Below are 26,413 nucleotides of genomic sequence, written 5' to 3'. Positions count from 1 at the left end.
TCGGCTTATTTGCCCTTATCCTTAAACGGCAACAATTTAGCAGCCTCAATCATATAACGACGATTTTGTTCTGATTCCTGTTGGACAAAGCCTTCAATGGCCTCCCTAAAAGCGGGGTGTGCAATTTCGTGGTTTGAATAAGTTACTACGGGTTCAAAGCCTCTAGCAATTTTGTGCTCCCCTTGCGCACCAGCATCGAACGTATCTAACCCATGCTTGATGCAGTATTCTATTCCCTGGTAATAACAAGCTTCAAAATGCAACACATCAGCTGATTCTAACGCTCCCCAATAACGGCCGTATAGATGAGTATCACTTTTAAAATAGATTGCCGCAGCAACGATTTGACTCGTATCAGATTCATTGATTAGAGAGGATGTGTTATCTGCTAATGTGATTGGCTTCTCAACCACAAGCAGCAGTACCTGCTCCGCCATGGTTTTACCAAGCAACTTGAAAAACTCTAGATTCAGGTAGCCGTAATGTCCTGATCGTTTTGCATAAGTGATCTGATAACAGTAATAGAACGCCTGCCATTGCGCATCGGTCACTAACTCACCTTCAATAAATCTAAATGTATAACCTTGGTTTATTGCCTTTGCTCGCTCTTTGATTATATTTTTCCGTTTTCTTGAGCTCATTGTTGATAAAAAATCAGCAAAATCACGATAATCATGGTTTTGCCAGTGAAACTGTGTCCCGGTGCGCTTAAGCGGCGGTGTGGCTTGCTCTAGCCCTAAACTGGTTTCTAATGGGCTTTGTATACTCGTCGATATGGGCAATAGACTGCGCTGAGTGTTGCTAATGCAGTTATGTTGAGTCTTGGGCATAAATAAACAATGCCATCCTGAATACTCACCACGCGTCACCTCTTGGTTCAGACTTTGAAAAATGAATGTAATGACATCAGCAGTCGCTTTACCCGATAAGCTCACGTCAATCCCCATTCGATTACCCGTTACAGGAGTAAACGGAATTGCACTCAATAACTTAGGGTAATACTCGATATGATTCCTCTCGTATGCTTCGGCCCAAGCCCAGTCAAACACATACTCCCCATAGGAGTGTGTTTTATTATACAAAGGCATGACCGCAATCCGTTTTCCTTTGTAAAGCACAGATAGATGCATAGGCGTCCAGCCAGACTTAGTGCACACGCATCGACTTTTTTCCAGAGCCGACAGATATTGATGACGAGTGAAAGGGTTCACTGAGTTTGCACTCCCCTGCATCAAGCTATTCCACTGTGTGGTTGGAATAAGTTCAATTGACGCTAAAAACTCCACTTTCAACTCTGAGATTAACAATCTGCTCTCCGCTTATTTGACTTGCAATTTAATATGATTAACGTCACATTGCTGATATATAACTATAACTTTCTAATATAAGAGAAGGGATCGCCATGCGCTCGCTTAAACGTCTATTTGTTGCCATCTCCGTGGCTCTGCCTCTCATTGGGGCTTCCTCTGCACTGACTAGTGTGCCAGCACAAGCTACTGAATCTTCAATATACAGCCACATGGCGACGGTGCAACCCATTTGGGCGCAGCATGGAATGGTATCGAGTCAAGAGGCATTGGCGACTCAAGCTGGCGTTGAAATATTAAAGCAAGGCGGTAATGCCATAGATGCCGCTGTTGCTGTCGGTTTTGCGCTCGCTGTGACCTTGCCAAGAGCGGGTAATATCGGTGGCGGCGGCTTTATGCTTGTTCATCTTGGTGAGTCTAATAAAACAGTTGCTATCGATTACCGAGAGATGGCGCCTTCAAAAGCCCACAGAGATATCTTTCTTAATGAGCAAGGCGATGTAAACCCTACACTCAGTCGAGAGCACGGACTGGCCGTTGGCGTTCCAGGTACCGTAATGGGAATGGAGTTAGCATTAGAGAAATATGGCACCATGACCATGAAACAGGTCACCTCAGCAGCTATTGAAATGGCCTCAAAAGGGATTTCGGTAACGCCAGACCTTTCAACCTCTTTAACAAGCCTTAAAAGACGTATTGCCCAATGGCCTAGCTCAGCCGAAATCTTTTACAAGAAAGATGGCAGCGACTATCAGGTCGGTGAAACACTTAAACAGCCTGAGCTAGCTCACTCGTTATCTTTGATTGCTGAGCATGGCAGCAGTGGGTTCTACGAAGGTGAAACTGCCGAAAAGCTAGTCTCTGCTATCCAAGGTGCCGGTGGGATTATGACGCTAGACGATCTAAAACAGTATAAGGTTGTCGAGCGTAAGCCCGTCACAGGTGATTATCGAGGTTATCAAGTGGTGTCAATGCCGCCGCCCTCATCAGGCGGTGTACACATCATTGAAATGCTCAACATGTTAGAGCCCTACCCCATAGATAAACTTGGGCACAATACTGCGGCGACTCTGCACCTTATGACAGAATCGATGAGACGAGCTTATGCAGATAGAAGTGAGTACCTCGGCGATCCTGACTTTTATGATGTCCCAGTTGCAGCGTTAACCAGTAAAGATTATGCGAAGAAATTAGCAAGCCAAATTGCGATGAATAGAGCAACCCCGAGCAGTGAAATTAAACCGGGTAAACTCGCCCCCTATGAAAGCAATCAAACCACCCACTACTCTGTCGTCGATAAGTGGGGCAATGCCGTATCAAACACCTATACACTTAATTTCAGTTATGGCTCAGGCTTAGTCGCGAAAGGCACAGGTATTTTACTCAATAATGAGATGGATGACTTTTCAGCAAAGCCTGGCACGCCTAACGGCTATGGCCTTGTCGGTGGAGAAGCCAACGCTGTAGAAGGTAACAAGCGCCCCTTAAGCTCAATGAGCCCAACCATTGTAATGAAAGATGGTAAACCGTTTATTATAACGGGAAGCCCAGGTGGCTCACGTATTATCACGACGACAATGCAAGTGATAATGAATGTGATAGATCATGACTTGAACATCGCTGAAGCCACCGCCGCCCCACGTATTCATCATCAGTGGTTACCTGACCTGTTACGCGTCGAGCAGAGTTTAAACCGTGACACGATTACGTTACTCGAAGCTAAAGGCCATAAGGTCAAAGTGGGGAATGCCATCGGCTCAACCCAATCAATCATGGTTACTGAGCAGGGAATATTTGGCTCGTCCGATCCTCGCCGTGCAGGAGCCCAAACGTTAGGCTACTAACCCCATCACGATAAGCACGTCCTCGAGTAACTAAGCCTGTAAAATAGGCTTAGTTACTATCATTTAATGTTAGCTTGCAATATTTCGCTGAACACTTTGACGCCAAAACTGCTGTGACAAATTATGGGTTTTAGTCGACAACCTAGACACTTGCTCGCCTCTTGCCGTCGCATCTTGGGTTTGATTTAAACTGTCCATCGCCAGTTCATTGATCAGTTGAATTGACTGACTGATCTCACCGGCCACTGAGGTTTGTTGTGACATGGCAGCTGCGTTAGCATCACTCATCACATTTATCTTACCCATCGAGGTTCTTAATTGATTAAACGCGGTATCCGCTTGTTCAGCCAAACTTACTGAATGTGCCGCTTTTTCTAGTCCCGACTCCATCGTTTGAGTGGCTCGCGTTGTACTTTCTTTAAACTTACTTACGATAGACTCAATGTGCGATGTTGAATCGCTTGTTCGGCTCGATAGCTGTCTCACCTCATCAGCAACAACGGCAAAGCCTCGCCCTGACTCTCCAGCCCGTGCAGCTTCAATAGCAGCATTTAAGGCTAACAAGTTAGTTTGCTCGGCAATACCACGGATCACTTCTAATACCTCGTTGATATCGCGACTATCTTGCTCGATTGATGCTACAACCGATGAAAAGTTACCGACTTCATCACTCAGTTTATTAATAGCATCGATCACGGCAAGCATTCTTTGATGTCCACTCTCTGCTGACTCAAAGCTTTTGACCATCTCTTGAGCGGCTAAATGAATATTTTGATTCACTTCTGAAAAGCTACTGCTCATCTCTTCAATCGCTGTCGCTGCTTGATTGGTCTGCATGCTTTGACTATCGGCGCGTTCGCGAGTGCTAGAGATAGTTTGATTTAGGCTGTGGCTTTGGTGCTGAATAGCACCAGCAGAATCAGCCATACGGCCGACGACACCACCAGTTTCAGTGACGAGAAACTGCATAGCGAAGCTCAATTTTCCTAACTCATCTTGCCTGCCAGTAAATACCCCTGTTGCGAGCGGATCATCAACAATATTACTCGCCATATCGACAAGCTCTTTAAAGGGCGAAAGTATCATGGTTAATCCAATCGCGCCGAATATCGTTGCCGCGATAACCGCCAGCACCACAGAGATCCCCGCCAAGCTAACGCCTAATACTATTGTGAGGAAGAACCATAAAAATAAGCGCCCACTAAACCCAAGAACTGGCGATTTTAACGCTTTAGGCTTTTTATCTTCATTTAAGTCTTGATAGATACTGCTTGCAGAGGCTATCTGCTCAGGGGTGGCTTTACGTCTTACTGACTGAAACTCATGAATCTCACCCTTCTCAAAAACGGGCGCAACATAGGCATTTACCCAATAATGATCGCCACTCTTTGAACGGTTTTTGACTATACCTACCCAAGGCTTCCCCTGCTCAATACGTTGCCACATCGATTGAAATGCCGCCTTTGGCATATCTGGGTGTCTTAACATATTGTGAGGCTGTCGATGAACTTCTTCGTCGCTGTATTCACTCAACCGCAAAAAATCTTCATTGGCATATTTAATCTTACCCTTCAGATCTGTCGTTGATAGTAAGATACAGTCTTCGCTAAGCAGCTTCTCTTTCTGCGTTACAGCTCGATGTTCATTCATTCATTTGGGTCTTATGGTTATAAATGTCGCAACATTCTCACAAATGATGAGAGGAACAATATTGACAACCGTCAATATTTACATCAATTGTTAAAATGGCATTCACAGCTTTAAACCATTCGCACTATTTCTAATCAATGTTCAATGACAGCGCTGAGCAATATTCCCGAAAAAACTTTAAACAAAGCTAAATTAAACCTCATATAATTAGTTGGTTATGCCTAAATTACATTCAAACGATTATAGTTAATCGGTTTGAAGGGCATCGATGATAAAGCCCATATAAGTACAAGTAACCAGGCTTATCTTGTATAAAAACAAGGCATTCAAAACATTTGTTACAAACAAAACATTATTTTGATAGCTTTAACACCTTCAACCATGATACTTAAAAGCCTTTAACGTCTACTTAAGACTTTTGACGTATAAGATTTACCTAGAAATTCCGCTCGTGTTAACTCAAATGTGACACTGCGATAAAATTCACAACGCAAGCAATTAAACCAATAAATCCGGGGATATTATATTATGAAGGGATTAACCCTCAAACCACTCGTGGCAGCTATGGCATTGACCATTACTTTAGGCGCATGTAGCTCTTCAACAACTGGCAGCAGTGATCTTAATCAAGCGCCTAATGTTGTTGCACAGCAGATAATTGAAAATAATGCCGGTAACCCATTCTTTAAGCCATACGATACTTATCTCGGGATCCCTGATTTCGACAAAATCAAGCCAGAGCACTACCTACCTGCTTTTAAAGCCGGTATTGCTCAGCACAAAGCTGAAATTCAAGTTATTATCGATAACCCAGAAAAGCCAACGTTTGCTAACACTATCGAAGCGATGGAATTTTCAGGTGAGTTAACCTCAAAAGTTGCCAGCGTTTTCTATAACCTAACAGGTGCTGATACCAATGATGCGCTGCAGAAGATCTCGAAAGAGGTCTCTCCAATGCTGTCATCTGCTAGCGATGATGTGTTACTTAATGACAAGCTGTTTAAAAAAGTGAAAGCGGTTTATGACTCACGTGATAGCCTAAACCTTAACACGGCGCAATCTAAACTACTTGATGATACCTATAAATCATTTACCCGTGGCGGCGCAAACTTAAATGAAGCTGATAAAACTAAGCTTCGTGGCCTTAATGAGCAGATTGGTAAGTTAAGCCTAGAGTTTGGTGATAACTTGCTTGCTGAAACAAATTCATTTGAGCTAATTATCGATAATGTCGATGATCTTTCAGGCCTACCAAAAGATGTCATCAGCACTGCTGCAGAGACCGCTAAAAAGCGTGGCCATGAAGGCAAGTGGGTATTTACCACTTCACGTCCATCAATCACTCCGTTCCTAACCTACGCTGATAACCGTGAGCTTCGTGAGAAGATCTACAACGGCTATATCATGCGTGGTAACAACGACAATGCTAACGATAACAAGAAAATCTTAGCTAAGATGGCGGCCCTTCGAGCAGAACGAGCTCAACTTATGGGTTACAAGACCCATGCACATTTTGTGTTAGAAGAGCGTACAGCTAAGACACCTGAAAATGTCTATGAACTGCTTAATAAGGTATGGCCTGCAGCGCTTGGTCAAGCAGAAGCAGAAGTTGCTACTATGCAAGAGCTTATCGATAGTGAAGGCGGCGACTTCAAACTTGCTGGTTGGGACTGGTGGTACTACTCAGATAAGATCCGCGTTGCAAAGTACAGCTTTAATGAGCAACAGACCCGCCCTTACTTCTCACTAGAAAATACCCTTAAAGGTGTCTTCTATACAGCAAACCGCCTCTTTGGGATCACAGTAAAAGAGCGTACTGACCTACCTAAGTACAACGATGAAGTTCGTACATGGGAAGTTTACGACAAAGACGGCTCGCTGATGGCTATCTTCATGGGCGATTATTATGTCCGTGACAGCAAGCGTGGTGGCGCATGGATGAACTCATATCGCCAACAGTACAATATGAACGGTGTCGACTCTAAGCCAATTATTGTTAACGTGCTTAACTACCCACGTCCTGCTGCGGGTGAGCCATCATTACTGACATTTGATGAAGCAAGCACCCTATTCCATGAATTTGGCCATGCGCTTCACGGCATGATGTCTGATGTTGAGTATCGCTCTCAGGCTGGTACCTCAGTACCTCGTGACTATGTGGAGTTCCCTTCACAGGTGATGGAAAACTGGATGACACAACCTGAAGTTTTGGCTCAATTTGCTAAGCACTATAAAACAGGTGAAGTGATCCCACAGGAGCTTGTGAAGAAGATCCAAGCTGCTAGTAAGTTCAACCAAGGTTTTGCGACTGTTGAATATATGGCTGCAACAAAACTGGATCTAGACTGGCATACAGTGACTGATTTCACCCCGAAAGATGCGGCTAAATTTGAAGCTGAGTCATTAAATAAAATGGGGCTGATTAATGAGATAGCACCGCGTTACCGCAGTACGTACTTCTCACATATCTTCTCGGGTGGTTATTCAGCTGGTTACTACAGCTACCTCTGGTCTGATATCTTAGGTGCCGATGCCTTCGAAGCATTTAAAGAGAATGGCATTTTCGACCAATCTACTGCAGAAGCATTCAGAAACAACATCTTGTCTCAAGGTGGAAGTAAAGATCCTATGCTGTTATACAAGCAGTTCCGTGGTAAAGAAGCTGGCATCGACCCACTGCTTCGCAGCCGAGGTCTGTTGGCAAAATAAGGTTAATTTTTTTTCGTTAACCCCTTTATAAAAAAGAGCCTTCAGGGCTCTTTTTTATTGATTGTAAACCCAGGAGTAAACGCCTCGCGGTGTATTTTTAATACAAACTCGTTAATAACATACCTCAATATTGCTATTCTCCCCCTGAGAAATCCAATCAATTGTTTACTAAAACACCATTTAAAAAGGTATTTGGTATTTTTGCTACTGTAAAGAGTGTAAAGCCCTCATCCAGATCACATAATTAAACATATTTGCATCATATAATAACCACAATGCCAGCATATAAACCAAAAAAGTAACTTTGCGGCATAAATGAGCCATATCTACATAAAAATGCAGAATGGCTTGGGGTCAAAAATTGATGGAATTTAAATATGTTAACTAAAAATGTTTTAGCGGTTGTCATCGCATCAGCACTAGGCGTAACAGCTTGCGGTTCAGATAACGATAATAGTACACCTGTTGAGCCCGTTGCACAGGTAGACCTACGTATTCTAGAAACCAGTGATATCCATACCAACATCATGGATTATGATTACTATAAGACAAAGTACGATGCCAAAATTGGTCTTGCTCGTACTGCCAGCTTAATTAAAGCACACGGTAGTGATGTGAATAATGTGGTTCTTGTCGATAATGGCGATCTTCTACAAGGTAGCCCTATGGGAGATTATGTTGCCGCTAACTTTAAGCGAGATAACACCATAGGTGGTACTCATCCAGCATATAAAGCGATGAACACCTTAGGCTATTCAGTAGGTAATATTGGTAACCATGAGTTTAACTATGGTCTAGACTTCCTTGAAGAATCCCTAGCAGGTGCTAATTTTCCCTATATAAATGCTAACGTCCTATGTGAAGCAGATTGCTGGGATGGTAAAGAGAAAGGCGACAACCTTTTCACCCCTTACATTATCGAAGAAAAAACAGTCATTGATAGCCTTGGCAATGAGCAGATCGTTAAAATTGGTTATATCGGCTTTGTACCACCGCAAATTCTTTTATGGGATAAGCAAAACCTTACCGGCCGTGTCTCTGTGATGGGAATTGTTGAGTCCGCTGAGAAATTTGTTCCGATGATGAAGGCTGAAGGCGCTGATGTTATTGTCGCTATTCCACACTCAGGTATCGGCACGCCATCTAATCCTGCTGATGTGAATGATGAAAACGCAACTTATACACTTTCGCTTGTTGAAGGTATTGACGCTATTGCATTTGGTCACAGCCATTCAGTATTCCCATCATCTACTTTTGAAGGACTAGAAAACGCAGATCTAGAAAAAGGTACCATCAACGGCGTGGCGGCGGTTATGCCTGGGCGCTGGGGAGATAACTTAGGAATTATCGACCTAACACTTGAAATGAAAGATGATGGCTGGGTTGTCATTGACCGTGTAGCAAAAGCTGCCCCTATCTATGATAAAAATGCAGAAACACCAGAATTGGTTAACGCAGATATTGCGATCCGTGATGCTGTAGCAATGGAGCATCAAGGAACACTCGAGTACGTTAACCAACCAATCGGTAAAGCATCTACCGATATGTACAGCTTCCTAACATTAGTTCAAGACGATCCATCAGTTCAAATTGTTTCAGATGCTCAGATAGCTAAAGTACAAGCTAACTTAACTGAGGATCTTAAGCACATTCCGGTTCTTTCTGCTTCTGCACCATTTAAAGCGGGGGGCCGTCATAGCACAACAGCTGACGCAGACTCTTATGTACAGGTACCAGCAGGAGATTTAACCTACAAAAATGCTGCAGATCTTTACCTATACCCAAATACTATGGTCGCCTTAAAAGTAACAGGGGCAGAAGTAAAAGATTGGCTAGAGTGCAGTGCAAATCAGTTTAATCAGATAGATCCAAATTCTGCTGCGCCTCAGTACTTAATTAACTGGGATACACACAGAACATATAACTTCGATGTTATAGATGGTGTCAGCTACAAAATTGATGTCACACAACCAGCTAAGTTTGATGGTGACTGTAAAGTCATTAATAGTGATGCAAACCGTATTGTCGATTTAGCATACTCAGACGGTACAACAATCTTCACTGGAGACGACTTTTCCAGTAAAGAGTTCATCATTGCTTCAAATAACTATCGTGCGTTTGGTGGCAAATTTGCCGGTACAGGATCAGACTATGTGATTATGGAGCTACCTGATACAAACCGTGAGGCACTTTCTCAATACATAACGGCAGAAACAGAGGCGAACGGAGAAGTCGATCCTACAGCTGATAACAACTGGGGCTTTGTCACTATCACTCCAGCTACTACCCTTGATATTCGCTTCGAGACCCAAAACAGTGAAAAAGCTGATGCATTCATTGAACAAACTCAACAGCGTAGCTTGACTAAACTCGCTGAAAGCGATGAATTTGGCTTTGCTGTTTATCAAATCGATCTAACAAAAAGTTAGCATGTACGTTTCATAAATAACGCTATTTAATTAGATAAAGGCTCTTCGGAGCCTTTTTATTTGAAAGTAAGGCAAGAATTGAAAAGTAACACCTACTTTAGTTTCAGCTACTTAATACACAAAACTATTACTATTGCTGTAAAGTCCGTCTCGACTAATGTGTAGAGCTTTCACTTAACTATCTATTGCTTGACTCACTTTTCCCAAGAACACCTACGCAACATAGCATTGATACCATTCACACAATATTTCCTTTGTATCCAATGTTTTGTGAGTGTTGAATATATGGCTGCAACAAAACTGGATCTAGACTGGCATACAGTGACTGATTTCACCCCGAAAGATGCGGCTAAATTTGAAGCTGAGTCATTAAATAAAATGGGACTGATTAACGAGATAGCACCGCGTTACCGCAGTACGTTCTTCTCACATATCTTCTCAGGTGGTTATTCAGCTGGTTACTACAGCTACCTTTGGTCTGATATCTTAGGTGCCGATGCATTCGAAGCATTTAAAGAGAATGGCATTTTCGATCAATCTACTGCAGAAGCGTTCAGAAACAACACCTTGTCTCAAGGTGGCAGTAAAGATCCTATGCTGTTATACAAGCAATTCCGTGGTAAAGAAGCTGGCATCGACCCACTACTTCGCAGCCGTGGACTACTTGCTAAGTAATTGCTGACACAAATATCATTTTGTCATTTTATAAAGCGCCCGTTTTAGGGCTCTTTATATTGCAGGCATAAAACGTAAATAAAATGGCAAAGCACAGATGCCTATCATGTTTGCTCACACCAGCAACTTGTTCCCACACAAAACCAGCATTAAAAACACACCCGTATCAACGAGGTGATACACATGCGTACAGATAACAAGCAAACAATACCTAGATCGCAAATAATCCACTAAAGCCTTACTCTAAATCACATTTCTGAAACTCATTGAGCATATACTTGCGACCAAGCTTACAGTGCTATCACAAGAAATATCACGTTAGTTACATGAGACAAGACTTTTCAATGAGTCTGTTTCGGGGTCTTAAATAAAATGAGAATGATGGATATGTTTAATAAAAAAGCTTTAGCTGTAGTAATTGCATCTACACTCGGTCTAGCCGCTTGTAGTAATTCTGATGATGACATGATCACTTCCGCGCAGGTTGATCTTCGCATCCTAGAAACCACTGATCTACACACCAATATCATGGATTTCAACTACTACAGTGGTCAAGAAGACAAGACCATTGGTCTAGCCCGTACTGCCACATTAATTGCAGCGGCCGGTACTGAGAGCGAGAACTTCGTACTGGTTGATAATGGCGATCTACTACAAGGTAGCCCTATGGGGGATTATGTTGCCGACCAATTTAAGAAAGATTTGGGCGTTGCAGCAGGTGAGACACACCCCGCTTATAAGGCAATGAACACGTTAGATTATGCTGTGGGTAACATAGGTAACCATGAGTTTAACTACGGCTTAGATTTTTTAGAGCAAGCCATCTCAGGGGCTGACTTCCCGTATATCAATGCTAATGTGTATTGTGATGCATATGATTGTTGGAACGATCTACAGCGCGGCGATAACCTATTCACGCCATACCTGATCCAAGATAAAGAAGTTATCGACAATAAAGGTAACAAGCACACCATCAAGATTGGTTACATTGGTTTTGTTCCACCACAAATTTTACAGTGGGATAAGCAGCATCTTGAAGGCAAAGTCAGAGCTGATGACATTATCAAAACTGCAGAAAAATTCGTCCCTCAGATGAAAGCTGAAGGTGCTGATGTGATCATCGCCATTCCGCATTCAGGTATAGGTTCTCCTGAGAATCCAGGTGAAATTGAAGCTGAAAATGCCACTTATGCATTGAGTCTTGTCGAGGGTATCGACGCCATTATGTTTGGTCATAGCCATTCAGTGTTCCCTGGTGCTAACTATGGCGGTATCGAAAATATTGATATCGAAAAAGGAACAATCAATGGCGTTGCAGCTGTTATGCCTGGGCGTTGGGGCGATAACTTAGGTGTTGTCGATCTTAAGCTCGAGCTTAAAGACGGTAAGTGGTCTGTGGTTGGTTCTCAATCAGAAGCAAGACCGATAGCTTGGACTGACGAAAATGGTGAAAATGCCTACGTTGAAGCTGATCAATCTATCCGTGATGCCGTTGAACAGGAACATTTAGGCACGCTAGACTTTGTTGATCAGCCTATTGGTGTGGGTTCTGCCAACATGTATAGCTTCTTAACCTTAGTCCAAGACGATCCAACTGTTCAGATTGTCTCAGATGCACAAATCGACAAAGTTAAGCAGCAAATAGCCAGTATCCCTTCATTGAAAGATATACCTGTACTTTCAGCTGCCGCGCCATTTAAAGCCGGTGGTCGCCATGAAGTACCAAGCGATGCAGACCAATACGTACAGGTTGATAAAGGCGAGCTAACCTACAAAAATGCTGCTGACCTTTACCTCTACCCAAATACTATGGTTGCGGTAAAACTCAATGGCGCCGAGCTTAAAGACTGGTTAGAGTGTAGTGCGAATCAATTCAATCAAATTGATGCCAGCTCAACTGAGCCGCAAAGCTTGATTAACTGGGATACCCATAGAACGTATAACTTTGATGTGATTGATGGCGTGACTTATCAAATTGATGTGACTCAACCATCAAAGTTTGATAACGATTGTGCGATTGTCGAAGGTAACGAAAACGCTGAACGTATTACAGAGCTGAGCTTTGAAGATGCACAAGGGATGATTCATACCGGCGAAGATCTTGCCGCTATGGAATTTATTGTCGCCACAAATAACTACCGTGCATTTGGTGGTAAATTTGCAGGAACAGGCCCTGAGCATGTTGTCCTTGAGCTACCAGATGAAAACCGTGACGTACTTGCTCAGTACATTACGGCTCAAACTGAAGCACATGGCCAGGTCAATACCGCAGCCGACCATAACTGGAGCTTTAAGACTATCGATACGAACACCGCGCTGGATATTCGCTTCGAAACTCAAAACACAGATAAAGCCGCTACCTTCATCGATGAAACAAAGCAGCGCACTATGACCAAAGTGTCTGTAGATGAACTAGGTTTCGCCGTATATCAAATCAATTTAACCTTAGATCCAGTCACTAAGTAGTTTTCTTGGTGATGCTTGTAAGTAAAAAGGCTCCCTAGGGAGCCTTTTTACTTAGTATGAATTTAAGTGCTGACCTCATTGTGGGACCAGGTTTCTGTCACTTTGGGATCCATATAGCTAGAAAACAGTTTAGGCATGGCAATAAATAGCGCTGTTAGACTGAACAGATAGCGAATGAGTACCATATCAACCGTCATGGCAAAGATGACGAGACCGATGAACGCTGTCAAAAATGGAAGTGCAGCCTTAAACTTAGTTCTCTCATTACGGTGGTAGGCTAACTCTTCAGGCAACAATAGCTGCACCAACTCTAGCGCGTGAGCTTTGACTGCTTGATTAATAAAAACCACTTTATGTCGCACTCCGTGGTGCTTAACATAAAAGATATCTGAATTATGATCACTCACGAGTTCGTTAATCTCATCAAAGGGAATTCGCTGGACTTCGTGAGGTTCGGCTAAAGCAATCAGCGCATCAATTGTTTCACCATGCTGATACTCAATTTGCAGCCGTTTAGCCACTTTTCGTTCAAACTTAAAAAATACTAATTCATCAGCTTGGATTAACACTAAATACTTATCATCAACGTCCAACCAAGAGTTTTGCGTATAAAACCCCTCAGGCAACCCTCTTTGTGACACTTTAATAAACAAATGCTTAAGTACAAAATAGATGCTTATACTCAGAAAAGCGCTGAATAATACGGCATTAAATAGATGCTCTAACACACCTTCGGCGACCAAGCGGGGCTCAATAATCTCAACTTGTTCAAACTGTTTCCATAAATAGGAATCAGGGTCAATGTATTCAAAAAACAATACAGACCAGAAGGTAGTAAAAATGAAAATAGTGAAGGTGAGCGCCCAGATAACATATTGGCTTTGCTGGCTTGGGGATCGATATTTAATCATGCTACTTCCCTGTATCTTACTGTACGAGCAGATAATGTTAGCTTCAACACTTGGCTCATAGGATGCTGTGATCTTGATAATTTGCAGCCCCTATCCTGGAACCTAAAATTTCAACAGCTCGTTATTAAAACTATAGCAGTAAAAAACAGTTATTCTGATTAAAGTGAATTTTTCCTTATCCTCAAATAGAAAACCTAATGCAAACCTCTTTGCTTAAGTCTTACAGCCTTATTATCGGTTTTATCCTCTACGGTTTGGCTCTAGTCCATCATATCGAGGTATTTCAGCGTCGAGATCATCCCAGTTAGCTTTTGAAGACACAAAGTTATGAGACATAGGTCGCTCTAAAATAGCAGTATCTAAAATGCCTAAGCGCAATCGAATTCGGCTCTTATCGTCGCTATTAGTGCTATATACAGGTGAGCCACAATGCTGGCAAAAATGGCGAGTACGCCCTGGTTTGAAGCTAAATTGGCTCAATTTCTCTAAGCCTTTAACCACATTAAAATCCTCACTATTCACAAAGCCATTAGTTGCATATGCCGTTCCGCTATTTTTACGACATAACGAGCAGTGACAATGAATGATATCGGAGATTTTCCCCTTTATTGATACTTCAACCTCACCACATAAGCACTTTCCTTGATACATCACATTTCCTATTATTTTGATTGGTATTTGCCATTGAAAAAAAACTGATAATTAATACACGCTTTTATCCGCTTATTGCACCTCGATTACTATAAGCAAGTTTAGGAATATCTCTCACCTCTGTGGAAACCATTCTGACACTCGGTAACAGTTCACAAACCGCTTTAGTGACCGAATCGGCTAATCGCTTCTTTTGTGCTTCAGTTCGCCCGCTCAAAAGATGCACTAAGGTATGTACATAGGGCGCTTTAATACCACCAACCACATAATATTCAGCGACGTTGAGCCTGGCTTTTACATCGCCTTGTTCAAATAAATTTGATGATACAGCAGCCTCATGCACCGCTGAGACAAGTAAATTAAAATCCACGACAGACTTAAGTTCAATTGGACACTCAATCACACAATGGGGCACGAACAACTCCTAAGTTTAATGGTTTGAACACGCAAGCTATCTATTATGCCGGCACAATTTCAGTGATCACTTCAGTCTTAACTGAGTTAGCGATAAAACATAACTCATGGGACTGATGGTGCATCTTCTCCAATTGCGTATCAGTGGGTTGCTTACTCCCAGAAAAAATAACTCTAGGTCTTAAAAAAACGTGAGTCATAGCCATTTTCCCCTCCCCATCCGTGCCCATTATTCCAAGGGCATTATCGGTATAATCATCGACGACAAACTTACGCTTAGCGGCAATCGAGAGAAAAAACAGCATATGACAGCTTGATAATGACGCCACAAAAGCTTCTTCTGGATCAACGTTGATCTCGACAGAAAATGGCAGAGGAACAATATGGGGCGATGATGAGGCTGGCACCACAACGCCGCCATCAAAAATCCACTCATGACCACGGCTATATTGGTTATCGACAAAGTTTTCTGACCCTTGCCTACGCCAAGTCACTTTTGCAAAATATTCAGACATGCTATTCCTCTTTATTTAACCAGATAAAGGCAATCATCTAGACCTATAGGCTCAGGGTATTGAGTTTGTACAAAGCCAAGGTTTAGATATAGGTTCAGGGCGGGTAAGTTATGACTGAGCACAAATAGCGAGACATTGCCTGGCATATTGGGGACATTTAAATGATGACAACCCAGCTCACTCAGAAAACTAATCAAAATATGACTGTATTTTTGTCCTAAAAAGCGACCTGAGCCGCAATGTTGTCCGCGACATTCAGGCGCAATGACTAAACGGCCTAAATGGCACTTTTCATTACGAAGATAACACTGACCAAAACCGACTAATTCGCCTACGCTGTTGACTAATGACAATGAGCGTAACTCGGTAAGATTAAGATCTTTTTTAAAACTCTCAGCAGTGAATGGATAGCTAAAACCTGGTCCCGCCCAAGTCTGCAGTTCGCTTTGGTCTGTAAACCAACTCATCATCTGTTGTAGATGTGCCTTATCAACACTTACCAGCTCCATAATAATGTTCCTATCCCTTAGCGGTTTCCAAATCCCACACTCTGTATCAAAGCAACCTAAAGCTGGCCTAGAATAAGTGACATAAATCACTATCTGTCTATGACTTTCCAATGTACAGTATTCACAAAAGATAAAGTAAGATTTTTAACCCTTTACCTTCTATTTTTTATAATTTGTTGTAACGAAATAATCTAATCCATTAAGGTTCACATTTATGTCATTAGTCCCCTTCTCACAATCATGTGAAAACAACAAGTCAGCAATACTCAACGTCATCATTGAGGTTTTCTCAAACGCTCAACTTGTTTTAGAGATAGGTACAGGAACGGGTCAACATGCGGTACATTTTGCTCAAGCTATGCCACACTTAACTTGGCAAACCAGCGATCAAGCTTGCTATATTGACGGCATAAACAATCAAATCGAACACGCCTCAAACATTAATGAAGCAAGCCCAATCGTAAATATTGAAAGCCCATTGACATTAGATGTCACTCAATCTTGGCCACTAGATGAACTTAAGGGGAAAGTAGAGGGTATTTTTACCGCTAATACTCTGCATATTATGGCTAAAGAGATGGTAGAAGCTTTCTTTACCGGTGCAGGTAAACATCTGCAAACAGGTGGCAGCTTATGTATTTATGGACCATTTAATTATAATGGTGACTACACCAGTGACAGTAATGCTAGGTTTGATATCTGGCTAGCACAGCAAGACCCTAGCAGTGCGATACGTGACATAGAGTGGATAACTCAGCTTGCTAATAAGCAGGGACTTAAGTTAATTGACGATCACCAAATGCCTGCTAATAACCGACTCCTGCACTTTACGAAGGAGTAACTCCAATTTAATTTAGTACAAATTGGCTTTACTGTTATTTACAGCTTAAAGCCTTCTATCTGCGCAGCCAACTTCTTGGCATCGACTGCTAAGTTTACACAGATCTCAGATGCACCTTGTGCAGAGAGTAACGCATCATCAGCGCCTTTGCCTATCGTAAGGGTTTTGTTGTCAATTTGTGTTGTCGCTAAACGCTGCTCAGCGACAGCATGAGCTACCTCTTGGGTCACGCCTACAATTTGCTGCATATTAGCAGTTAGCTGAGTCATGCTTGCACTGACCTCCTTTGCCTGCAATACCCCTTTATCTGCCTGAAATGTCCCCGACTCCATTGCCGCAACAGCCTGTTTTACGCCAGTCTGCACCTGTTCAATCATGGATTGGATCTCTTGGGTCGATGCTTGCGTGCGGCTCGCTAATGACCGGACTTCGTCAGCGACGACAGCAAAGCCTCTTCCCTGCTCTCCTGCTCTAGCAGCTTCAATAGCAGCATTGAGTGCCAGCAGGTTAGTTTGCTCAGCAATAGCGCGGATCACATCGACCACATTGCCAATCTCTCCAGTATGAATCGCAAGTTGATTAACCACCTCAGAACCGGAAGTGACCTCCTTGGCAATGTTATCTATTCCTTGAACCGTATCTAAAATAACGGTTTGACCTTGCATCACTGCCTGCTGCGCTTTTTCAGTAATTTGAGTAGCTTCTCCCATACTCACTTCGACACTATTTACTGATACTAAAACTTGGCCTACAGCACTTGCGACATCATGACTTTCAACACGCTGCGCCGTCAATGTAGACTCGACATCTTGGGTCACCTCCAACATAGCGTGACTGGCTGACACAACTTGCTCACTTAGCGTCTGCACCTCAGTGATCAAACTGCGGATACTCACTAGCATGACATTAAACGCATTAGCAATTTGCGCAAACTCATCACCATTTTTGGCAGTATTAGCCCCACTAGCAGAGTCACTATTGGATAAACTAATATCATGACTTAAGTCCCCCTTTGAAACTCGGTTGGCAATGAGCTTAATCTGTTCAACATTAGTCGCAATGGCTCGATAGATAACGATAAGAGAATAAAGAGAACCGACAACCACGATGACCACAATCCCAATTAACCACATCATCGTCATCAACTTGCTCTTTTCACGTGCCATCAACTGTGATTTAAGAAACTGATACGTTTGCAGCTTAGCCTGTTTAAGCTGCTCATTGAGCTGCTGAGATGCTCGCTTAAACAGTTGGAAATTAATGGCTAAGTCATCAGGTTCAATCAGCTTTTTATTTACCGTTTGAATAAAGTTTGCAGTCGCTTGATGGCTCTGTTCAATGTCAGCAATCAGTAAGTTGCTTACTTCATCGCTTTGCAGTTCACTCAACCTAGAGAGCGTCTTTTCACTACTTTGTAATAGTTCGGCTAACCGATTATTTAAGGCCACGAGTTGTGTGTATGAGTCTTGGGTAAACCCTTCATTTATAAGCACTTGAGCCGACACTGCCGATACTCTCTCACTGAAATCTTTAATACTAGATAGGCGAACTAAATAGAGCTCAGAGAGGTAAAATCCACTCGGCTTAGCATCTAATGACAAACCTGACTCAGCACCTATGTCTTCTTTTAAATCCTGAATTTGATCGCCAAACCTATTTAGCTGATGAACAGAGCGGCTAACATCTTGCTCATCAGATAAAAGTTGTCGGCTGTTTGACACAATATTAGCCTGTAATGATCTCACTGCCTGTGGGCTAACCATTAAGTACTGCTCTGATTGAGCAGAAAGTTGAGCGAGCAGCTCAGATAACATCTGCTGATGAGTATTTGTTTGGCCCTCTTGCTCAACACTTGCTAGCCTGAGTCGCTCCACCAGCTGCTCTATACTCGTTAACTGTTCAACAAACGATAAACCATTGAGCTCATCTTGGACCTTAGTCACTTGTTGAAGCTGCAGAGCAATTAAATACGCAGCACCTATTGATAGTGGCAATAGTGTTGCAATGGCTAGCAAGGTAAATTTCTTTTTAAAGCTAAGCTTGTTAGCTATACCTACGCCGAAAGAAAACAATACTGACATTTAAAAGCGTCCATTCGCAATGATAGAGAGTATTGAGACCTGAAGGACATCGCTTTTATTGCAACAACTAGTTAACTTTTCGCATAAAAAAAAGCGCCACTTTTAAAAGTGGCGCTCTTTTATTTCGATGAGTTGTAAACGGTTAGTTTACTTCACTTTATTTAAAAATCAGCTTCATCAAATTGAGTGATGAGCTCACTACTAGACTCTATCTGCTTACGTAAACTGCGCGTCTGCACCGCCCAGTAACTCATATAAAACTGTGCGGTTTTAAGCTTACCCTGATAAAAAGCAGTATCTTGCGTACCAGCCTCTAGTGCAGCTAATGCCGTTGCAGCTGTTCGAGTCCACATCCAAGCCAGAACAGTGATCCCAAGTATTTGCATATAAGGCATAGAGCCAGCGCCCAGCACATCTGGATTTTTAGCAGCATTAACAGCCATAAACTGGGTGGCTTTTTCGAGATCCCCTGATGCATCCATTAACCCTGCGAGATAAGGTTTCATCGCATCATTATTCATATTCTCAGCGATAAGGGTTTTAACCATCTCAGACCAAGCCATTAAGGTTGCTCCCTTATCAGACATCAGCTTACGACCCACGAGATCGAGCGCCTGCACGCCGTTAGTGCCTTCATAGAGCATAGCAATTCGAATATCGCGTACAAACTGCTCCATCCCCCACTCATGAATATAACCATGTCCGCCGAAAACCTGCTGCGCATCGACACAAGCATTGAAGCCTCTGTCTGTGATAAAACCTTTCACTATAGGCGTAAAAAGTGCAGCAAGCTTATTCGCCGCTTTGGCCTTTTCAGCATCTGGGTGGCGCTCCGCTTCATCTAACCACAAGGCTTGCTGACCAATTAATGCTCTGGCCCCCTCGTTAAAAGACTTCTGCGCCATTAGCATACGTCTGACATCACCGTGGACTAAAATTGGATCCGCAGCTTGTTGGGGATCTTTTACGCCACTTAAGCCACGGCCTTGAATTCTATCTTTGGCATAAATAAGTGCATTTTGATAAGCAATTTCTGACACACCTAAACCTTGAACCCCAACACCGAGCCTGGCTTGGTTCATCATGGTAAACATGGCTCTTAAACCTTCATGGGCTTCGCCAATCAATTCACCAATCGCACCATCGAAATTCATCACACAGGTTGAGTTACCGTGGATCCCCATTTTATGCTCGAGCGCCGAAGCGCACAGGCTATTGGCTTGTCCTAAACTGCCATCAGCGTTAACCATTATTTTAGGCACAGCAAACAATGAGATCCCTTTCACGCCTTCTGGCGCATCGGGCAGCCTTGCCAGTACTAAGTGAATGATATTTTCGGCCAAATCATGATCGCCAGATGAGATAAATATCTTCTCGCCTGAAATGGCAAATAACCCTTCACCCGCTGCCACCGCTTTGGTTCTTAGCAAAGCCAGATCTGTTCCCGCATGGGACTCTGTCAGGTTCATGGTGCCTGTCCATTCGCCAGAAACCAGTTTATCTAAATATTTCTGTTTCAGGCTATCACTGCCATGGGCATGGATCGCTGCATAAGCACCATGTGTGAGGCCCGGATACATAGCAAAAGCCATATTCGTTGCTGTTTTCATCTCGGTGGCAAAAACACCAATCGACTCAGGAAGCCCTTGACCGCCATATTCAGGATCACAGGTCAGCGTTGCCCAACCGTTATCAACATACTGCTGATAAGCATCGGCAAAGCCTTTAGGCGCTATCACCTTACCATCAACAAGCTTGCACCCTTCCACATCACCACTACTGTTAAGTGGTAACATCACTTCAGTCGTGAAATCGGCGACGCCTTGTAAAATAGCATCACCGAGTTCGGCATCGATCTCATCGAACCCCTTAAGCTCAGTACGTTGATAAATATTCAGAAGTTCGTTGAGTACAAACTGATAGTCTCGAAGTGGCGCTTGATATGTTGGCATTCCTGTTCCCTTTATTTTTATACTAAATGGTAAAGCTCAGGTATTTTTAATCAGGTCTTGCGGCTTACAATTGCGTACATCTATTCATCGAAGTGACGCTTTCATACACAGGTTTCAATCATGCGTTTAATTTTTGTATTTTACAAGAGCAGAATCTAACCATTTTCATCTAACATTCATATTAAATTGAGACTAAAAAATAGCCTTCTCACAAGTTTGTTTCGCGCCTAGAACAGCGTAACCATAAATTCAGCATAACGACCCCTTAAAGAAGGGCGTAAAACAGGGTAAGCTAATCATCCAAGATTGGTCCGCAGTAGATACAACAAGCCTAAATTGTTTAGGTTTCCTGTATATACCGCTCGTATTGACGGAATGAGGAAGCAGTAAATGGGCTCAGTAACCACTAAAAAACATGCCAATGGCTTAGAATATGTCGATGTTAATACACCACTATGTAAAGCCAGAATCTTCTTGCAAGGTGCCCAAATAGATTTTTTTCAACCCACGGATAAAGCACCGCTTCTTTGGGTCTCTAGCGCCGATGATTATCAGCCTGGCGCAGGGATCCGCGGTGGTATTCCAGTTTGTTGGCCTTGGTTTGGAATGAGTGATACACCTGACTGGCCACAACATGGCTTTGCTAGAACTCGCCTCTGGGCATTAGAGTCGGTCCAGATGAAAAACCAAGCCGTCGAACTTAAACTCACGCTCAACATTAGTGAAGAAGATAAGCTCTACTGGCCTCACGATACCCGTGTTGAGATGTTATTTACCTTAACGGATACACTCACTGTCTCACTTAAAAACACTAACCTTGCAAGTTATCCAGTAAGCCTTACTCAAGCATTACATACCTACTTCCCTATCTCTGATATCAGCCAGCTCAAAGCCACAGGGTTTGAAGGTTCACAATATATCGAATTTGGTGAGGGACCGTTTAAACAAAATGGCGATCATGTTCTTTTCGATAAAGAGACTGATAGGGTATATACCCAGCTTAGTGATATGCAAGAGCTGCACACACCTGATGGCATCATTAGCGTTAGTCGTGAGAATAGCCACTCAGCAGTGCTGTGGAACCCTTGGATAGAAAAATCTCAACGCCTTTCTCGTTTTAACAGCGATGATTATCAAAGCATGGTCTGTTTAGAGGCGGCAAATGTGTTAGAAGACAAACTCACATTGGCACCAGATGAAACCCATGTGTTGACCACTAAGATAGCCTGGAAGGGTTAAATCAATTTTTCATCACTCACATCTGGGTAAAGGGCTTATTCATCTGCAATAGGCCCTTTTTGTGATTTGAGGGATACTAAATAATGGAGTTCGAATGACTCTGAGTAATATAAAAGCCTTATCAAGCCAGTTTTGGTTTTTCGGCCTCTTGGTTGGACTTGTTGGCGCATCGCTTATCACCAGTGTGATCACTATCTGGGAGCTCATTGAAAACCCAGGTGGTATTTTTCATAATGAGCAAGGGCTTAACTGGTCATTTGTGTTTGATACTGCCAGCAGTTGGTTTATGCCAAGCTTTCTCTATCTTGCGGTTATTGCAGCCTTAGCACACCTCTCTATCACCGCTATCACGAAAGGCTTTACCAAGTAAGCTGATACTCTATTAAATAACCAACTGAATTGAGTAATCTACTGAGTTATAGGCTTTATCATTGATCTTAGATTCTTGTTATCGCCTACTTCGGTTCAAGTTCACTCCATGCTAAACTCAAATGATATTATCGATTAAATAAACCACCTTACATGTTGAGTCACTCATTTTCGGCAAAGCGACGACTACTGGCCATATTATTTAGCCTAATTGCCTTGGTACTCATACTCCTGAACACCTATGAATTGCTGGCTAAGAAAGTGGCCAATCATTACTTTGCTGAATATAATACGCAAATAAGTCACCTCAGCATTCGCCCCACCTCACTGCATCAATGGCATGTACCTGAACTCTCTCTAACGGTTCATGATAGTCAGATAATAATTAAAGATTTAGCGCTAACCTTAGATGAAGATATAAACCTTTTTAGTCTTTTGTCGCAGCCGCTCTCAGCCAGTCAAGTGATGAGCTCAATTGAAGCGATCGCTATCAAAGCGATTCAAGTCGACCTCAACCCGAGTGTGCTGACTGATGAGGGCAAAAATGTCGATGAGCAAGGGCCAACTGCGGCGCTGGATCTCAATGCACTGCCCCAAATAGAGATAGGCGCAACGTCACTGAGCTTAGCAGGCATTCCCCCTTCAACACTCAGTTTGACCATGGAGCATTTAACTTTAGATGAAACAGGTCACCTAAGTACAGCCATCAGCCGACAAGGCAGTAGTATCTTCCAATTGGATGCTCAGCTAACAGAAGATCAATGGCACGTTTCGAGCCAACTCGTTTTCGGTGAGCTATACACATTTCTTGGTAAGCTTGCTGCACAGAAAAAGCTCGATAAAAGCGCCCTTGCCCCTCTACTCACATTTAAACAAGAGAGTGAGCAAGCTGGACTCGCGTTAAATGGCACACTGGCATCATCCGCGACGCTAGATTTGAAATCGGCGCAATTAACATCTTCTCACACGTTAAAAAAATCGAGCCTAACACTGAAGCAGTTCGAGGGGCTTGTCTTGGCCCCTCAATCACTAAGCTCATTGAATCAAGCACCTTCAGCGATAGACAGCTTGAAATTTGAAATTTCAGGGCACCTTGCGCAGCTTAATTTGCTTGTACACCCTTTTACCCTAGAGGTGAATCCGAGTACCCGACAGATAAACAGCTTGCTGCCACTTATTCATAATGATGGCATCACGCCACTTATCAAAGCAATGCTTGAGCCCAGAGCAATGACTCCCCAACCAGACAATAAGCCAAGCGAAAAGTCAGGCAATCAGCCAAGTGATAAGTCTCAACAGCTAAGTCATGCACCTCAAGCAATCAAGCTCTCATTAACGCTATCTGAGCCGTTAGAGTATGCGTTTTCATCAAAAGAGATGGTGATGAATCATGCCCAGTTGTCTATTCATGATGCCATTGTCGATGCGCAATTATCAGCGAATGACTTAACACTACAGCTTCCTACTGACAGTCAAGGGTTTGCACTGCAAAGTGAATGGCAGTTCGCCGCATCCCGGGAACAAACATTGCGACTTAGTCAGCTAATGCCTAACAAGCTCATTCCTAACATGCCCATGCCTAACAAGCTGAACGTTTTCACTGATGATGTTTGTGGTTCTGGCGGTGGCAATGAAGGTGAAGGCAAAAGTGACAGTGACAGTGACAATATGAGTGATTGTGACCGTAAAGCGGTTACCGATATAGAGCTAGGTGCTTCCTCTATTTCCATGGCAGGTCATATCGATATAGACACAGATGCAAAGCAAGCATCTCAATTTACGCTGAGTATCAAGCCTGATCTACAGGCACAAATAAACAGTGTCAGTCACAAGGGCAATCAGCCTAGGTTCACATTTGAACTTAGCAAACTTAAACTCGTTAGCCATGACGAGATGGTGATGACCTCAAATGAAAAAAAACCGATAAACATAGCGCTGCCAAGGCTAACATTATCAACGGGTCCTAGCCATTATCAGCACAGCATACACAAGGATACAGGCTCGCTAGATAACGAGATAAGCTTCGATGTGAATGAGCTTGAGCTTGCCACCCACGAAATGAGCCTGTTCACATTGAGCTCTTTTACATCAAGCTCGTTTACATTAGCCCCCTTCAGCTTAGCGTCTACTCAAGCTGCATTTGAGCAAGTGTATAAGTCAGGTAAAAGCCTCTCGGTATCAACGGGGATAACGCGCTTTATCAGCCAAGATCAAATGGTCATTAAACAAGTCGCTCACTCAAAGAGTAAAGACTCTCAAGACCTCGAGATAAGCATTCCGCCAATAAGTTTAGCGCAAGTTGACAATGCGCTAGCTTTTAAGCCTTTGCCAACAGCTGACAAAAGTGAATATATCGGTCAGTTAACAGATCTGCATTTTGCACTAGAAAAGCCAAGTTCATTAGTCATACCTGGGCTTACATCACTAGGCGCCAATGCGATGTTAAGCAGGCTTTTAGACAAAAACCGATGGCACAATCTTGCCCGCTATGAACTCAATGGTTTAGCACTGACTCACCATCACCTTAAAAACAGAAGAAAACGCGCTGATAAACTACTAGACCTCTACACTGTGAGCCTTTCACAACCATTAGACTGGAGCGGTACTCAATTAGATACCCAAGAAAGCTGGTCGTTCGATGGCCTAGAATTTTCGAGTGAACATAGCTTACAGCCTCTAATGACTGCTGATGCAAACCACCCAGATGACGACTCAGCGTTAATGCTGACAGGAAGTGTTAACTTAGTCAGCGATCTAGGTAATATTTTGTCTCTGGTGAACAATAACTACACCTTGCCAGAGTCGCTATTTATGACTGGCGAGACTCAGCTGCAAGCTGACTATGTACTGAATAAAAGCGAGCATTTAACCCGAGTAAATATCAACTTTTCACCTGAACTCACCTCTTTGAGCGGTAGCATTAATGATCTACCTTTCGAGCAAGCTGATATTCAGGCCCGCTGTCACTATCAGATGGAAAAACTAAATCAATCAAAACTTCAGGAGCCTAAAGAGAAAAACAGCAGCACGTTAGCCTGCCCAGATATACAATTTTCAGCTGCAGCGTTTAATCCCGGCGTGCTAATCACAGATATTAAAGCACAGGCAGACTTTAGCATCTCCCATGATGACAGCAATCCAGTGTTGGGTGATGATTTACAAAATGAGGTTCCTCCTGCTCACGGAGCCAAAAATAAGATTGCAGCTGTGCCTGACACGCTCAGCGCTGCCGATATACAGGTTAATGCCAGTGGCGCACTTCTTGGGGGACAACTGCTATTACCTGAGTTTAATTTAAGGCTACATGATAAGTCCCATGGCTACCTCGTACTGCAAGGGTTAGAGCTTGAGCAACTTCTAGCAATACAACCTCAAATAGGTGTATACGCCGATGGTGTATTTGATGGTGTCCTGCCAGTAGACTTTATCAAAGGAGAGGTCGCAGTATCTGGCGGCCGCTTAGCTGCCAGGGCGCCAGGCGGACTGATATCTGTCAGCGGTAATCCTGCGGTGGATCAGATGCGACTGTCACAACCCTATTTAGATTTTGCATTCTCAACCATGGAGCACCTCGCGTACTCAGAACTGGCAAGCACCTTCGATATGGATACCACTGGCGATGCGGTATTAAAGGTGAGTGTGAAGGGAAAAGCAAAAGGTATTGAACGGCCTATCCACTTGAATTACTCTCAAGAGGAGAACATGCTGCAACTGTTAAAGAGCTTACAGATTGGCGATAAATTGCAGACCCAAATCGAGCAATCGATGAATTAACTCATTTTGACGTTCAGCTTATCGTCATCTTGAACCGCATATAGTAAATTTACGCCATAATTAATTTATCATTTAGC

The 26,413-nt window shown here is 43.0% G+C and carries 17 protein-coding genes and 1 pseudogene; 9 read left to right on the top strand and 9 right to left on the bottom strand.

Going from position 1 to position 26,413, the window contains the following annotated elements:
* Positions 1 to 5: 5 nt before the first annotated feature.
* Positions 6 to 1,307, bottom strand: a complete 1,302-nt coding sequence (locus BM736_RS05225; protein WP_143562321.1) for a GNAT family N-acetyltransferase — start codon at positions 1,305 to 1,307, stop codon at positions 6 to 8.
* A 95-nt stretch (positions 1,308 to 1,402) separates the two neighbouring features.
* Here BM736_RS05225 and ggt point away from each other — a divergent pair, with 95 nt between their 5' ends.
* Complete coding sequence (gene ggt, locus BM736_RS05220) at positions 1,403 to 3,151, top strand: gamma-glutamyltransferase (protein ID WP_076409413.1); 1,749 nt, start codon at positions 1,403 to 1,405, stop codon at positions 3,149 to 3,151.
* A 69-nt stretch (positions 3,152 to 3,220) separates the two neighbouring features.
* On the opposite strand, the gene BM736_RS05215 is transcribed toward ggt, so the two are convergent.
* On the bottom strand, positions 3,221 to 4,801 hold the full coding sequence (locus tag BM736_RS05215) for a PAS domain-containing methyl-accepting chemotaxis protein (RefSeq protein WP_076409411.1): 1,581 nt from the start codon (positions 4,799 to 4,801) through the stop codon (positions 3,221 to 3,223).
* Between the two features lie 528 nt (positions 4,802 to 5,329).
* Here BM736_RS05215 and BM736_RS05210 point away from each other — a divergent pair.
* The 4 genes and pseudogenes from BM736_RS05210 (at position 5,330) to BM736_RS05195 (ending at position 13,080) form a co-directional block, all read left to right on the top strand.
* Positions 5,330 to 7,510 carry a M3 family metallopeptidase gene (locus BM736_RS05210; RefSeq protein ID WP_076409409.1) on the top strand — a complete coding sequence of 727 codons (2,181 nt, stop codon included), beginning with the start codon at positions 5,330 to 5,332 and terminating at the stop codon, positions 7,508 to 7,510.
* Between the two features lie 377 nt (positions 7,511 to 7,887).
* Positions 7,888 to 9,939 (top strand): bifunctional 2',3'-cyclic-nucleotide 2'-phosphodiesterase/3'-nucleotidase, encoded by a 2,052-nt coding sequence (locus BM736_RS05205; RefSeq protein WP_076409407.1) that lies wholly within the window; start codon positions 7,888 to 7,890, stop codon positions 9,937 to 9,939.
* 261 nt (positions 9,940 to 10,200) lie between these two features.
* Positions 10,201 to 10,614, top strand: a pseudogene (locus tag BM736_RS05200) (M3 family metallopeptidase); the annotation flags it as partial.
* A gap of 387 nt (positions 10,615 to 11,001) precedes the next feature.
* A complete protein-coding gene (locus BM736_RS05195) occupies positions 11,002 to 13,080 on the top strand; it encodes a bifunctional 2',3'-cyclic-nucleotide 2'-phosphodiesterase/3'-nucleotidase (RefSeq protein WP_076409950.1) in 2,079 nt (692 codons plus the stop codon).
* Positions 13,081 to 13,142: 62 nt separating this feature from the next.
* Here BM736_RS05195 and BM736_RS05190 read toward each other — a convergent pair whose 3' ends face one another.
* The 5 genes from BM736_RS05190 to BM736_RS05170 all read right to left on the bottom strand — a co-directional run bounded on the left by BM736_RS05190 (position 13,143) and on the right by BM736_RS05170 (position 16,080).
* Positions 13,143 to 13,991 carry a 2',3'-cyclic-nucleotide 2'-phosphodiesterase gene (locus BM736_RS05190; protein ID WP_076409403.1) on the bottom strand — a complete coding sequence of 283 codons (849 nt, stop codon included), beginning with the start codon at positions 13,989 to 13,991 and terminating at the stop codon, positions 13,143 to 13,145.
* A 240-nt stretch (positions 13,992 to 14,231) separates the two neighbouring features.
* A complete protein-coding gene (locus BM736_RS05185; RefSeq protein ID WP_179079008.1) occupies positions 14,232 to 14,642 on the bottom strand; it encodes a GFA family protein in 411 nt (136 codons plus the stop codon).
* A gap of 64 nt (positions 14,643 to 14,706) precedes the next feature.
* On the bottom strand, positions 14,707 to 15,057 hold the full coding sequence (locus BM736_RS05180) for a 5-carboxymethyl-2-hydroxymuconate Delta-isomerase (protein ID WP_076409399.1): 351 nt from the start codon (positions 15,055 to 15,057) through the stop codon (positions 14,707 to 14,709).
* Positions 15,058 to 15,100: 43 nt separating this feature from the next.
* Complete coding sequence (locus tag BM736_RS05175; RefSeq protein ID WP_076409396.1) at positions 15,101 to 15,571, bottom strand: OsmC family protein; 471 nt, start codon at positions 15,569 to 15,571, stop codon at positions 15,101 to 15,103.
* Between the two features lie 11 nt (positions 15,572 to 15,582).
* Positions 15,583 to 16,080: an N-acetyltransferase gene (locus BM736_RS05170; protein ID WP_076409395.1), complete on the bottom strand. Its 498-nt coding sequence runs from the start codon at positions 16,078 to 16,080 to the stop codon at positions 15,583 to 15,585.
* Between the two features lie 214 nt (positions 16,081 to 16,294).
* On the opposite strand from BM736_RS05170, the gene BM736_RS05165 reads away from it, so the two are divergent.
* Positions 16,295 to 16,921 (top strand): DUF938 domain-containing protein, encoded by a 627-nt coding sequence (locus tag BM736_RS05165; RefSeq protein ID WP_076409392.1) that lies wholly within the window; start codon positions 16,295 to 16,297, stop codon positions 16,919 to 16,921.
* 38 nt (positions 16,922 to 16,959) lie between these two features.
* Here the strand turns inward: BM736_RS05165 and BM736_RS05160 are convergent, their stop codons facing one another.
* Positions 16,960 to 19,002, bottom strand: coding sequence for a methyl-accepting chemotaxis protein (locus tag BM736_RS05160; protein WP_076409391.1), 2,043 nt, complete (start codon positions 19,000 to 19,002; stop codon positions 16,960 to 16,962).
* 161 nt (positions 19,003 to 19,163) lie between these two features.
* On the bottom strand, positions 19,164 to 20,954 hold the full coding sequence (locus BM736_RS05155) for an acyl-CoA dehydrogenase C-terminal domain-containing protein (protein WP_076409389.1): 1,791 nt from the start codon (positions 20,952 to 20,954) through the stop codon (positions 19,164 to 19,166).
* Positions 20,955 to 21,344: 390 nt separating this feature from the next.
* Between BM736_RS05155 and BM736_RS05150 the strand changes: the two genes are divergently transcribed.
* From BM736_RS05150 to BM736_RS05140, 3 genes are all read left to right on the top strand, one after another.
* Positions 21,345 to 22,193: a D-hexose-6-phosphate mutarotase gene (locus tag BM736_RS05150; protein ID WP_076409386.1), complete on the top strand. Its 849-nt coding sequence runs from the start codon at positions 21,345 to 21,347 to the stop codon at positions 22,191 to 22,193.
* A 94-nt stretch (positions 22,194 to 22,287) separates the two neighbouring features.
* A complete protein-coding gene (locus tag BM736_RS05145; protein ID WP_076409383.1) occupies positions 22,288 to 22,563 on the top strand; it encodes a hypothetical protein in 276 nt (91 codons plus the stop codon).
* 152 nt (positions 22,564 to 22,715) lie between these two features.
* A complete protein-coding gene (locus BM736_RS05140; protein WP_076409380.1) occupies positions 22,716 to 26,336 on the top strand; it encodes a YdbH domain-containing protein in 3,621 nt (1,206 codons plus the stop codon).
* Positions 26,337 to 26,413 lie beyond the last annotated feature (77 nt).

This window comes from Shewanella sp. UCD-KL12 (genome assembly GCF_001957125.1).
Taxonomy (GTDB): Bacteria; Pseudomonadota; Gammaproteobacteria; order Enterobacterales; family Shewanellaceae; genus Shewanella.
Note: the sequence above shows the minus strand (reverse complement) of the source record. Positions and strands in the feature narration are given on the sequence as shown.